The following is a 13,481-nucleotide window of genomic DNA, read 5'->3' on the forward strand; positions in this document are numbered from 1 at the left end:
AGCCTCACTTTAATACTTCTATAGTTGTGCCGCTGTGATTAACTGGAATTGAAAAATATTGCCAATTGTGCTTAAACTCAGATGTATTTATAAGACTTGAAATATTAATAACAGTTCCTTTTTTTACAATTGTAATTAAGGTTGGGCCAGCACCTGAAATAAAATAACCTAAATGATCGATTTCATTTATTGCGGTAAGAATCAAATGACTGTCTTCAATGAGTGGAAAGCGGTACGGCTGATGGACACAATCTTCAAAAGCCATTTTAAGGTGTTTATAGTCCTGTGTAATCAAGCCATGCATCAAGAATCCCATTCTTGAAACATTGAAAATTACATTTTCACGAGGATATTCAGCTGGCAATGATCGACGTGCTTTTTCTGTACTAAGTTTATAATTGGGCACAAAAACAACAAGCTCTAGTTCTTTTGGAAATTTAATTTGAGAATAAATCGTTTGATCATTAATTGTGGTTGCAAGAACCACATTGCCTAAAATTGCTGGAGCAACATTATCAGGATGACCTTCTAGCTGATTGGCATAGTCGATAATCTCATGCTGAGAAAGTGGATAATCCAAAAGGTAGTTTGCGGCAAAAAGTCCAGCTACTAACGCTGCTGCAGAACTGCCCAAACCTCTAGATACTGGAATTTGAGTATCTTCCATAACAAGAGTATAGCCAAGTTTGGATTGGTTAAATTTTCTAAGTACAAATTCAATTGCTTGAATTACATAATTATCTTTATCCTCGACAAGCTTCTCATTTGTCCAAAAGACCATTTTTTCGGAATCGTTCTTTTCTATTGTGATGGTTTGAAAAAGCTCCAATGCCATTCCGAGACAATCGAAACCTGGACCGAGATTAGCTGTGGTTGCAGGAACTTTTATACGAACCATAGGACCTCCAATTAGTCTAGCATAAGGTAGTGTTGTAAATGAGATAACTGATATTTTAACTTTAACTCTATAACCTCTTTTTCAGTGAGTGAATCAAGTTGAATATAGAGATGATCCACGTTACTTTCAATTTTATCTGTCGAAGGAAGAGGTTTAATCTCTGAGCCAGTAAGAACAAACAACTTATAATCATTAAGAGATCTAACTTCAATAGCATTAAATTGTTGTTTTGGAATGCTAATAAGCCATGATGTAGCAACTGGATAAAGCTTTAATTGAGGCACCTCTTTTAATATTCGGTTGATTGATTTTTTCTTGTTTTGCATTAGATCAACCAAATCACCTATGACTGCAGTAGCTGTAGGATTTTTACCCGCACCTTTTCCTGAAAAAAACAATTCACCTACTGCTTCTCCAACAACGCTAATTGCATTAAACTCATTGTTTATCGAAGCAAATTTTGAACTTGATGGCAACATCACAGGTCTGACGCCGATATATAGCCCATCATCAAACTGCTTTGAAATTCCTAATAGTTTTATGATCTTCCGTTGACTGTTTGCAAACAAAACATCTTCAAAAGCAATTTTTGTAATTCCTTGAACCGGAACCTCTTTCCAATTGATATTCGTCTTCATACCAAGTTTGGTTAAAATGGTGATTTTTCTTGTGGCATCAAGTCCTTCTACATCAGAAGTCGGATCAGCCTCTGCGAACCCAGCAGCTTGTGCTTCAGCTAAGGCATCACTGTAGCTCATATTCTCATGAATCATCTTTGTTAGAATGAAGTTAGTTGTACCATTGATAATGCCCATTATTTCATGGATTTGATCACCACCAAGACATTCTCTAAGTGGTTTAAGAACTGGGATGCCACCACCCACGCTTGCTTCATAACTGAGTTCAACTTGATGTTCAAGTGCAAGCTTATGCAGTTCGGCACCTTTTTCAGCGATTAGATCTTTATTGGAAGAAATAACTGGTATGCCACGCTTTAGAAGAGAACTCACGTAATCAAATGCTGGCATTATTCCGCCGATGGTTTCAATTGCCACATCAAAATCCAGTTGAAACAGTTGATCAAAGTCATTAGTAAATAAATTAAAATGAGGTAATTCAGCATATTTGTCTAATCGATTGACGAGGATGCCAACAACTTCGACATTTTGATCATACTCTTCATTAAATCGGTTTTTGTTTGCTTGTATTAACTCATAGACGCCAGATCCAACGACGCCATAGCCTAATAGTAGTACTTTCATTTTGCCCCCTAGTTGATTTATTCGTTTGATTCGATGGCGTCTAATGTAAATCGATACACACCTTCAATATTTTTTAATTCTTGTGTGAGAGAGGTAAATGTCGTAGACATTTCCGTTATATCTAATGTAATAGTAACATTTGCTTTCCTATCAATCGGTGTACTTTGACTAATCGTAAGAATATTGCCATGATTTTCAGCGATAATCTCTAGTACTTGAGATAGAATTCCCGAATGATGATCCAAGGTCATTGAAATTGTCGCTTTCTTACCTAAGAAGCCATCCGTTAGTGTGAAAACATAATCATTGTATTTATAAAAAGTACTTCGACTAATTCCAACTATTTTAACAGCCTCAGCCACAGATGATGCTTTTCCATTATGTAGTAGTTCTTTGGCTTCAACAACTTTTAAGAACACTTCTGGAAGAACATTAATGTGAATCATTAAAAAATTACCTTTTTCCATATTGCCTCCCTGTCTTTCTATCGCGTACAACTGTACGTCGTTTGCATTACAAGGATTATAGCATAGGTTAATCACAGTGACAATAAAATGCTTGAGAAAAATAATGTTTTTTTTCTTGAACAAGGGTATAATACAGTTAAATACAATTATTTGGAGGCATAAAATGTCGTATTTTAAAGAGATAATTGAGTTACCTGCAACTGGTAATAAAGTGATTACTTTGGACTTATTAAAAAATCAAAATTTTGTTCTCTATTTTTATCCTAAAGATAATACTTCTGCTTGTACAACCGAAGCGATAGAGTTTGGTGAACTATATGATGATTTTCGAGCGCTCGGATATCATGTTTATGGCATTAGTAAAGATACGCTGAGTTCACATGAAAAATTTAAAGACAAATATCAAATTCCGTTCACGCTAATTAGTGATAAAGATAAATTATTGCTAACTGATTTTGATGTTATCAAGGATAAAAAAATGTATGGAAAAGCAGTGAAGGGGACCGTAAGATCAACATTCATTTTTAATGAAGGTTTGAGATGTGTGAAAGAGTTTCGCGACATAAAAGCGGTCGGTCATGCAAAAGAAGTTTTGAATTTTATTGAAGAACATCTTGAAAAGTAACAGATTAAATAATATACTATATATTGATCGTTATTGTATGTCTCGATCTAAATATAGTATATTTTTAATTAGAAGGGCATAAATATTTTGTTTATAGCTTGACAATTATTTGTCACAAGATTATAATGAGTTTAATTGAATAGCCATCTAGGTGCTTAGCCATAAGCTAAGAGGGAAAGAGGTTGAAATCCTCTGCAGCCCCCGCTACTGTAATTAGGGATGAAATCCGGAATACCACCGATTATCGGGAAGGTCGGAAAGTAAAGTGAACTATAAGCCAGGAAACCTGCCTTGATGTAATATAACCAATACTTCGGAGGGAAGTTATGTGGAATGGTAGATACCAGCACACGTTTTCCTCGTGTGCTGTTTTTTTTATACAAGAAAACATTTTCTTATATATTAATGGCGTTTTTTATAGATTATTTGGGGGAAATATGGCGAAAAAAATTATGTTTCAGGGTACGGGTTCATCTGTTGGAAAAAGTTTAATTGTGGCTGCTATGTGTCGTATTTTGAATGACGAAGGCATAAAAGTAGCACCCTATAAATCACAGAATATGGCATTGAACTCTTTTATTACAGAAGACGGAAAAGAAATGGGGCGTGCGCAAGTGGTTCAAGCTGAGGCAGCACGTATTAAACCAACTGTGGAAATGAACCCTGTTTTATTAAAGCCTACAAGTGATGTGGGTAGCCAAGTCATATTAAATGGCGTCGTATTTACCAATATGGATGCACTTAATTATTTTTCAGCTAAAGAAATCTTAATTCCCCATGTAAAGGCAGCTTTTGATGCTTTGGCAAATCAGTATGAGGTTGTCGTCATTGAAGGCGCAGGGTCACCAGCTGAGATCAATCTCAGATCGCGAGATATCGTCAATATGGGCTTAGCAGAGCTCGTTGATTCTGATGTGATCATAATCGGAGATGTGGACAAAGGTGGCGTTTTTGCTTCATTATATGGTACTTTTATGCTTTTGAGTGAATCTGAGCAGAAGCGTGTCAAAGGATTTTTGATCAACAAATTTAGAGGGGATGTTAGCTTACTTATGCCAGGCGTTGAAATGCTTGAAAAGCTAATCGATCGCCCATGTGTTGGTGTTATTCCGCATATCCAAAACTTAAAAATAGACGATGAAGACAGCGTGACTGAAAGGTTTAATGCAAATAAAAAAGGCGATATCAAAGTCGGAGTGGTTAAACTCCCTTATATGTCCAATTTTACTGATTTTACTGTTTTTGATATCGAACCCGATGTAAACCTGAATTATTTAACAGAAGCAGAGCAAGTGAGCGATTGTGACCTCATTATCATTCCTGGAAGTAAAAATACGATTCACGACATGCGATTTGTAAGTGAATATGGATTTCAGCAAGCACTTTACAGATACCATAGACAAGGTAAGAAGCTCATAGGCGTCTGTGGTGGTTACCAAATCCTAGGACAAACCATAGAGGATAATTATGGCGTAGAATCAAAAGAAGTGAAAATTAATGGTCTAGGACTTTTAAATGTAGCGACGCAAATGGCAAAAGAAAAAACGACACGTCAAGCAAAGGGCAAAATTCTTCATACCATCACAGATGAGAAACTAGTTGGCACTGAGGTGACCGGCTATGAGATCCATATGGGTGAATCTACTGTGCTGAGTGGTGAATCGAAGGCATTTTTAGTGACAGACAAGGGTCATGAGGATGGTCAAATCAGCTCAGATGGGCTTGTTATGGGCACTTATTATCACGGTATTTTTGACAATGATGATTTTAGAAATGCTTTATTAAGTGAAATTAGAAACCACAAGGGATTAGCTCAAAATACGGCGACACTTAGCTACGAGCAGCTAAAAGACCTTGAATACGATAGATTGGCAAAGCATGTTAAAGAACACCTTAACATGCCACTTTTGAAAGACATTCTAAATGCATCTAGGAGTTAAGAATGAACTATTTTGTAATCATCGCAATTGCGATACTTCTAGATCGATTAATTGGTGATCCTCCTAATTGGCCGCATCCAGTTAGGTTTTACGGGTGGTTGATCAAACGTAATGAAAGGTGGGTCAGAAAGCATTTCACAAACCTAGTGGTAGGTGGTTACTTTCTCGTCTTCCTTTCAATTGCGGCTGCAGTTTTACCTATTGTGATCCTGCATCTACTTCTCCCACCTCTATTTTTTAAAATTCTAGCAGTTTATGTACTGTTTACTTGCTTGGCTTCAAAATGCTTATGTGATGAAGCAAAAAAGGTTGCAGAGACACTATTGCAAAACGATATAGAAAAGGCGAGGCTTCAAATCTCATATTTGGTTGGTCGTGATACCAGTCAGTTAGATGAAGCGGGCATTGTTAGAGCAACTGTTGAAACCGTTGCTGAAAATACCATAGATGGTGTTTTAGCGCCACTTTTTATGATGCTGATCGGTGCGCCATTCGGCATCTCAGTTGAGCTTGCTGTGGCGTATAAGGTAGTAAATACATTGGATTCAATGGTGGGCTATATCCACGATCCCTATCGTGAAATTGGGTTTGCATCTGCCAAGTTGGACGATCTATTTAATCTCATTCCAGCGAGGCTTGGCGCATTGCTGATGATTCTTGCAGGTGGGGTGAGCGGTAGCTTGAGGAAGAACGCCAACACAGGTAAAAACGAAACCTCAGTAGAGGATACCTATTCAGTAAAGAGAGCTTATACGATAAATTACGACTACTCAATAAAGAATGCCTATCGTGTATTTATGAGAGATCGTTATAATCACAAAAGTCCGAACTCTGCACATCCTGAATCGGTGGTAGCGGGACTTTTGGGCATTAGACTGGGCGGCACCAATACCTATTTTGGCAACGTCGTTGTAAAGCCAACCATCGGTGATTCAATCCATGAAATCGAGGTTCAGCACATAGACGAAACCAATCGAATCCTCTATAGCACATTGTGGCTTGTAGCAGCGATAACCATACTTTTGGCAATTTTTAGTACGTTTCATCCTTTGGGGTAAAACGTGCTTTGCTTTTCAAAGACAAGGAGTAAAATCGAATGATGAACTACCATGGCGGGCAGCTTAAAAAAGAAGGTCTCATTGATTTAAGTGTGAACATTCCACAAATTAAGTTCGAAAATGAGCTAAAAGCACTGATCTATGACAGCATAGAAGAAATGATGAAGTATCCTGAAATTGATGGTATTACCGCTAGACGGTCTATCGGAGAGGCACTGGGCTTAAGTGAAAGTGAAATCGTCTTAGGAAATGGCGCTACTGACTTAATTTATCTCATCGCAAGAGCACTTAAGTTTGAAAGCGCAGTGATACTTCAACCGACATTTACAGAGTATGAAAGAGCTTTAAAACAAAATCAAACTGAAATTGAACACGTAGCTACATTTATGGAACGTGATCTAAATATGATGCATGTTTCAGAGGCGGTATTGAAGACAGCGAGATTAAGATTTGGTCGCATGGCTGAGGCAGTCTATTTTTGTAACCCAAATAATCCAACTGGTCATTTTATACATGCTGATGAGATTGAAAAGTTTCTGGCACTTTTTCCAGAAAATGAAGTGCCAACGTTAGTGATCGATGAATCCTTTGTCGAGTTTAAGGATCGACCAGATCACCATGAGAAAATGAAGGTCTTAACTCAAAAATATCCGATCATTATCATTCGTTCTATGACGAAAACTTATCGCGTTCCGGGTATTAGAATTGGCTACTTGTTTGGTAGTAAGGTTCTAATAGAGAAGATAAACAAATTGCGAGAACCCTGGGCACTTAACCATTTTGCGCTGCGCATGATCCCTTATTTTATGAAGCAGTCGGCATTCAGAAGCGATTTGGAAAAGTGGGTCACTACAGAAAGCACATGGGTAGAAGATCAGTTCAAAGGGATAAACGGTGTTGATGTTTTTTCAGCAGAGGCAAACTTTGTTTTAATCAAGCTGGATTACGAAGTTGAAATTTGCGAAAAAATTTATCGAGATCTTATAGATCAAGACGTGCATTTTAGAAAATGTCTTGATTTTAGAGGTTTGGATGCAAGCTATTATCGAATTGCGATTAGTACACGTGAAGAAAACCAGAAGATGATCAATGCGTTTAGAAGTGTGCTAAAGCCATATATTTAGACGATGAAATAATACGGATAATTGAGCAGTTAAGTGAACATAAACGATAATGAAATTTCGAAATTGTTTTAAGTAGGAGGCAACATGGCTATAGTACATCTCGTCGTCGGCGGCGCAAGAAGTGGCAAATCAGAGTATGCTGAAGGCTGTGCAAAAGCACTTTCTGAGAAGGTGACTTATATTGCAACCGCAATTGATACCGATGGTTCGATGTCAGATCGAATTAAAAAACATATAGAGAGTCGACCTTCTACTTGGCCAACGATTGAACAGTTTATACATTTTAAGTCAATTGAGCAGCATAAGGATTTTATAGGTGCGGATGTGATTCTACTGGACTGTATGACAGTGATGATGACTAATCTCATGTTTGCGTATCATCAAGATTATGAAGCGATTTCACCCGAACAACTTGATGAAGTTGAAAGTAACATCATAGGTGAGTTCGATAGTTTGGTCGATAGTTGCCGAAAACATGGGAAAGAACTGATCCTTGTCACCAATGAGGTGGGTTTAGGTTTGGTAGCACCCTATAAGCTGGGCAATTACTTTAGAGACATTTCTGGACGCGTCAATCGGTATGTAGCAACACTTGCGGATGAAGTCACATTTGTCGCTGTGGGATTGCCACTTAAGTTAAAAGTGGCTGAATAAAAAGCATTTTAGGAAGGAAAATGAACCTATGTCGGGATTTTTATTAATGATTAGTTTTTTTACTAGAATTCCAATCGGTAATCGAGTTGAGTATACCGAAAAACGATATCTCAGTGGATTAAAGTACTTTCCATTTGTGGGATTGATCATTGGTCTTTTTCTTGTGCCATTCTCAATGCTGCCAATAGATAATACTTTAATTAAAGGGCTGCTCATTACCATCGTTTATCTCTTTATATCTGGAGGCATTCATTTAGATGGGCTTGCTGATAGTACAGATGGACTTTTCAGTGCGAGAGATAAAGAGCGTATTTTGGTGATAATGAAGGACTCGCACATTGGTTCTTTTGGTGTAATCGCACTCATCCTTTATTTTATTAGTATGGTAATCATTTCAGGCAATCTATCATTTATGTGGCTCCTGTTAATGCCTTTTATTGGGAAATCCTTTGGCCTGATTGCGGGAAGTTTTTCAGATTATGCGAGAAAAGATCAAGGTATGGGCTATTTGTTTATGCATCATCTTAAACCATTACATGGGCTACTCATTCTTGCGGTAGTAGCATGCGCGGTTGGTGTTTTTCTAGGTTTAGTGGGACTATTAGCCATCCTTTTTTGTTTATTGATGTTATTTTTGATTCAAAATAAGTGTATTAAAACGATTGGTGGACATACGGGAGATACGATTGGTATGACCATAGAAGTCATTCAAGTTTGTTTTTTACTTGCAGGTTATATCTGTAGTGCTTTAATGGGGAGTCAAATATGGGGATAATGATAGCTGGCGTTTCCAGTGGATCGGGGAAAACGACATTAACAATTGGATTGATGCGAGCATTAAGGGATAGAGGATTAAGAGTTGCAGGCTTTAAATCGGGACCAGACTATATCGATCCTATGTTTCACCGTCTAGCAACTGGAAATCCATCCTATAATTTACCCACCTGGATGGTTCCGGATGATGCTTTGGCATATCTATATCATAAACATTCTGAGACCGTAGATCTGTCAGTCATAGAAGGTGTAATGGGATACTTCGATGGGCATGATACGTCTAATATTACTGGTAGCTCTGCTCACCTCGCAGAAGTCATCGATACCCCTGTTGTGATCGTAATGGATGGTTCAAGTACAGCGCTTACTGCGGCAGCTGTTTTAAGTGGATTGATAGGATTTCATTCGCCTTCCAAAATTCAAGGCGTTGTTTTTAATAAGATCAAAACAGAGCACCACTATCAGCTACTGAAACGAGCAGTAGAAACACACTTGCCAATTAAAGCCTATGGTTATTTAAAACCCAATGAATCTATTAGCTTAAAAAGTCGCCATTTGGGTTTGGTTCAAGCTGAAGAAGATGTTGAGATCGAAGCTAAAATATGTGCGATGGCTAAAATGGTAGAGGAGACGGTTGATGTCGAGGGGATTATAGCGGATTTTAGAATCGTTCAGACTCAGGCACAATCAGAAACCATATCAGAGTCAGTGTATAATAGAGAAGTGAATATTAATAGTGATTCAAATAACAGTGATCCAAATAAGATTGATTCAAATAAGATTGATTCTAATATGGACTGTGAAACTCGCATTCACAAAGTTACAGATGGTCATAATGATATTGCTTACGGGAGCAACTTTAAAGAATACGCTCTAGAAAAAATTGAACATATTAAAGATAGGGTTCTGCAAAATGGTGGACTTACTTTAGCCTATGCGAAAGATCAGGCTTTTTCATTTTACTATGCGGATAATTTGGAGTTACTTGAAGCGGTAGGCGTAAAATTAATACCATTTTCACCGATGCTGGATTTAGAATTACCACCTCAAACCGATGCGGTCTTACTGGGGGGTGGCTATCCGGAAATTTTCAGTGAAGCACTAGAGCAAAATAGAACAATGAGGAAGTGTATTCACGATTTTATAGCTTTGGGTGGTCCAGTATACGCTGAATGTGGTGGCTTCATGTACTTGACGAACTCAATCACCGATTTGAACCAAAAAACATATAGTATGGTTGGTGCCATAGATGCTGAAACGATTATGACTCAGAAATTACAGCGTTTTGGACATGTAGAGGCAGAATTTGAGGACTTGGTGTCTGTTAGAGGACATGAATTTCATCATTCTCAGATCATCCCCAAAAGCGAACAAAGCTATCAGATTACAGTCAATCGTAAAGGGAAACAACATTTATGTGGCCTTAAATATAAGAATGCCTTTGGCACTTATGTTCATACACATTGGTACAGCAATCTTGAGTTTTTCGATTATTTAATCACACATTTATCAAAGAAGTAGTTTAAAGATGATATAAGAAAAAGTTTAAAGATTATATAAGAAGTAATTTAAGGACTCTAGTTGATATATGCATAAGGATAAGATAAAATAGTTGAGAAGTCGAATTTAGGAAGTGTTGAAATGGAAGTATTGAAATGTTCTTGTTGCTCAAGTCAGAAGGCTGAGCCAGTCATCGGTGATTATGTGTGTTATTGTAACCATGTAACGGAACAAGACATACATAAAGCAATAGATAATGGCGCTCAGACCGTTGAGGCTGTTATTGAAATCACAGGTGCAATGAAGAACAGTAACTGTGCGGTTAATAATCCTAAAGGAAAGTGCTGTTATTCGGATATCGTCTTTGTTTTTAATCGATATAGAAGTGTGTAATTTCTAGCTTTCAAAGTATCTCTAAACACATATTCAAACGTGTTTAGAGATTTTTTTGTTGTCTTATATTTAGTCATGTCTAAATGTTCACACAAGATTTCTTGTTTTGTGTGACCTGACTTGTTATAATGCTATTTGAGGAAATTTAAGTCATAAGATTTTATTAAAGTGGGTAAATATAGGATGTGATCAATAAGTGACACGATTCTTAATAGCTAGGATTGATCGACGTCATAGTGATAATAGTAAATACCTATTGGAAATACCTAGCGCTATGAAGCGAATAGTTTGGAGGAAAAAATGACGGAATTATTAGCTCCTGCAGGAAATATGGAGGCTTTAAAGGCTGCTATTTCAAATGGGTGTGATGCAATATATCTGGGAATGCAAAAATTTGGTGCGCGTGCTTATTCATCAAATTTTGATTTTGAAACGTTGAAAGAAGCTGTGGCATATGCACATCTTAGAAATGTAAAAATCTACGTTACAATGAATACAATCGTATTTGAAAGTGAAATCTCAGAGATGAAAGAGCAAATGAATCTTTTAAATGAGATTGGGGTTGATGGTATTATTGTTCAGGATTTGGCGGCACTTGATTATATTGTTAAAAACTTTGTTGATTTAGAGGCACACTGTTCAACTCAAATGGGCATTGATGATTTAGAGGGGACTCTTCTTTTTAAAGAGTTAGGGGCAAAACGTGTCGTATTGTCACGTGAAGTCGAGATTGAAAAAGTAAAAGAAATTAAAAAAAATGCAAAAATTCCTTTAGAAATTTTCGTACATGGTGCACTATGTGTCTCTTATTCAGGAAATTGTCTCATGTCAGGATTAATTGGTTATAGAAGTGGCAACCGTGGTCGTTGTGTAGGTTCTTGTCGTAAAGAATATGAACTCATAGACCAAACTACGGATACAATAATAGGAAAAAACTATATTTTATCGACAAAAGATTTAAATACCATTGAACATATTGAAGATTTAAAAGAGATAGATTCTTTAAAAATAGAAGGTCGAATGAAAGAGCCTGCTTATGTGGCCAATGTGGTTTCAAAATATAGAAAAGCTTTAGATGGTGAAATTACCACGACTGATATTGCAGATTTGAGTAAAACCTTTAATAGAACCTACACAAAGGGCTATCTATTTCATGAAGATAAAAAAGACATTACCAATATCACTCGACCAAATAACGTCGGATTTGAGATTGGTCGGATTTCGAAGATTATTAAAGATACGTATGAGATTACACTAACGAAACCCTTAAATCAAAACGACATTATCAGAATCAGTCACGATAATGAAGATGTCGTACTCACTGTAGTCAAATTATATGATAAAGAGGGGAATTTAATTAACAAAGCAGACCGCGTTTGCTATATCAAGATTAAAGAAAAGTTATCAAAAGGTGACCTTGTTTATATCACCAAAGACTTTGCATACTATAAATCACTTGAGGCTTCACTTGAAAATGAGTTTAAAAGATTTGATTTGAACTTGAAAATCTATGCCTATCCAGATTCAAAACTGGTTATTGATGCTGAGGGGTTGGGATTTAATTACGTCTATGAAAGTGAAGACGTTTTAGCTGAGGCAATAAATAATCCGACCACAAAGGAACAAGTGGTTAAACAAGTTGCAAGGTTAAACGATACGATATTTGAGCTAAACCACATAGAGTTCGACGAATATGGTGCGTTTATACCCGCTAAACTTCTTAACGCTGCAAGACGTGATATTGTTCAGGCATTATATGACTTAAAGTTAAATAGTCAGAAGAACCGAGTAAAATCAGTTGAGCCAAATAAAAAAATAGCGTTTTCACTCAATCTGCCGTATCTTACTGCAACTGTAACGACTAAGGAGCAGTACGATGCGTGTATTAGCAGTGGTATAAAGGAAGTCTATTTTGATAACATCATTAGAAGAAATCAAATTGAATATCAAGAAAAGTCAGGACAATTGCTCATTGGTGGCTATGGTGGTGTTTACCACTATAAAGATAAAAATGACTATGTAACAGACTATTCGTTGAATGTTGTCAATGCAACCAGCTGTTTAGAGCTTTATAATTTGGGTGCCAAACGCGTTACTTTATCTTATGAGCTTAATAAAAGTCAAATTGATGACTTAATTGAAGCTTATCATAAAGAAAATGAGGGTGCACCAGCACTTGAGATGATCGTCTATGGCAAAGCACCTTTGATGTTCACCAAATACTGCCCACTAAAAAAAATGAATCAATGTGGTTTGTGTAGAACGAAGCAATATGTAATCAAAGACGAGCATGGTACGTTTCCTATTATCACACATGATGATTGCACTGTAACCATTTTGAACGGAAAAACATTGAATTTACTAGATGAAATTCAAAGTATAAAGGGAATCGAGGCATTTCGCTTGAACTTCACCGTTGAATCAAAAGATCAAGTGATCAAAATCATCAATAGGGCATTAGGAAAGTTAGATGGGTCTCTAAATCGATCTGTTTTCAATCAAGAAACGGATACGAGAGGGCATTACAACAAAGAAATTATGTAATCAAATGTGCGCAACAAATCGTTAATCAAATTAGTAATAAAGTGAATTTGGTCCTCAAATTTATTGGAAACAATAGGTTTGAGGACTTTCCGTCTATAAAGATAAATGGTTTATTGTTAAAGCAGAATATAATATAAAAAAATGAGATGTTAATTATTATTATTTTAGTCGGGTTTTCCTTGTATTTTTATGTTTTTTCATATATTATAGTGAATTGAGCAGTACGATAATGAGGTGAATTA

General features: G+C 36.7%; 11 protein-coding genes, 1 pseudogene and 1 riboswitch. Of the genes and pseudogenes, 9 read left to right on the forward strand and 3 right to left on the reverse strand.

Features of this window, described 5'->3' with window-relative positions:
• Positions 1 to 4: 4 nt before the first annotated feature.
• The 3 genes from thrB to AC4PID_RS13735 are packed head-to-tail and all read right to left on the reverse strand — an operon-like array spanning position 5 to position 2,627.
• Positions 5 to 898, reverse strand: coding sequence for a homoserine kinase (thrB, locus tag AC4PID_RS13725; protein WP_492132563.1), 894 nt, complete (start codon positions 896 to 898; stop codon positions 5 to 7).
• Positions 899 to 909: 11 nt separating this feature from the next.
• Positions 910 to 2,160, reverse strand: a complete 1,251-nt coding sequence (locus AC4PID_RS13730; RefSeq protein ID WP_492132564.1) for a homoserine dehydrogenase — start codon at positions 2,158 to 2,160, stop codon at positions 910 to 912.
• Between the two features lie 17 nt (positions 2,161 to 2,177).
• On the reverse strand, positions 2,178 to 2,627 hold the full coding sequence (locus tag AC4PID_RS13735) for an ACT domain-containing protein (protein ID WP_492132565.1): 450 nt from the start codon (positions 2,625 to 2,627) through the stop codon (positions 2,178 to 2,180).
• 163 nt (positions 2,628 to 2,790) lie between these two features.
• Between AC4PID_RS13735 and AC4PID_RS13740 the strand changes: the two genes are divergently transcribed.
• The 9 genes and pseudogenes from AC4PID_RS13740 to AC4PID_RS13780 all read left to right on the forward strand — a co-directional run bounded on the left by AC4PID_RS13740 (position 2,791) and on the right by AC4PID_RS13780 (position 13,239).
• Positions 2,791 to 3,252, forward strand: a complete 462-nt coding sequence (locus AC4PID_RS13740; RefSeq protein WP_492132566.1) for a peroxiredoxin — start codon at positions 2,791 to 2,793, stop codon at positions 3,250 to 3,252.
• A gap of 132 nt (positions 3,253 to 3,384) precedes the next feature.
• Positions 3,385 to 3,560, forward strand: a riboswitch (cobalamin riboswitch).
• A 129-nt stretch (positions 3,561 to 3,689) separates the two neighbouring features.
• Positions 3,690 to 5,192, forward strand: a complete 1,503-nt coding sequence (locus tag AC4PID_RS13745; protein ID WP_492132567.1) for a cobyric acid synthase — start codon at positions 3,690 to 3,692, stop codon at positions 5,190 to 5,192.
• A gap of 2 nt (positions 5,193 to 5,194) precedes the next feature.
• On the forward strand, positions 5,195 to 6,250 hold the full coding sequence (gene cbiB / locus AC4PID_RS13750; protein ID WP_492132568.1) for an adenosylcobinamide-phosphate synthase CbiB: 1,056 nt from the start codon (positions 5,195 to 5,197) through the stop codon (positions 6,248 to 6,250).
• Between the two features lie 38 nt (positions 6,251 to 6,288).
• Positions 6,289 to 7,374: a pyridoxal phosphate-dependent aminotransferase gene (locus tag AC4PID_RS13755; protein WP_492132569.1), complete on the forward strand. Its 1,086-nt coding sequence runs from the start codon at positions 6,289 to 6,291 to the stop codon at positions 7,372 to 7,374.
• Between the two features lie 84 nt (positions 7,375 to 7,458).
• On the forward strand, positions 7,459 to 8,028 hold the full coding sequence (cobU, locus tag AC4PID_RS13760; RefSeq protein ID WP_492132570.1) for a bifunctional adenosylcobinamide kinase/adenosylcobinamide-phosphate guanylyltransferase: 570 nt from the start codon (positions 7,459 to 7,461) through the stop codon (positions 8,026 to 8,028).
• Positions 8,029 to 8,074: 46 nt separating this feature from the next.
• Entirely contained in the window at positions 8,075 to 8,803 is a 729-nt protein-coding gene (gene cobS / locus AC4PID_RS13765) for an adenosylcobinamide-GDP ribazoletransferase (protein ID WP_492132571.1), read from the forward strand.
• Positions 8,794 to 10,323 (forward strand): cobyrinic acid a,c-diamide synthase CobB, encoded by a 1,530-nt coding sequence (locus AC4PID_RS13770; RefSeq protein WP_492132572.1) that lies wholly within the window; start codon positions 8,794 to 8,796, stop codon positions 10,321 to 10,323. Before cobS ends, AC4PID_RS13770 begins: the two co-directional genes overlap by 10 nt.
• A gap of 180 nt (positions 10,324 to 10,503) precedes the next feature.
• A pseudogene (locus tag AC4PID_RS13775) lies at positions 10,504 to 10,695 on the forward strand ((2Fe-2S)-binding protein); the annotation flags it as partial.
• Between the two features lie 300 nt (positions 10,696 to 10,995).
• Positions 10,996 to 13,239, forward strand: a complete 2,244-nt coding sequence (locus AC4PID_RS13780; RefSeq protein WP_492132573.1) for a U32 family peptidase — start codon at positions 10,996 to 10,998, stop codon at positions 13,237 to 13,239.
• Positions 13,240 to 13,481: the final 242 nt, after the last annotated feature.

The sequence above is a fragment of the Fusibacter sp. QWL-12 genome (genome assembly GCF_058683495.1).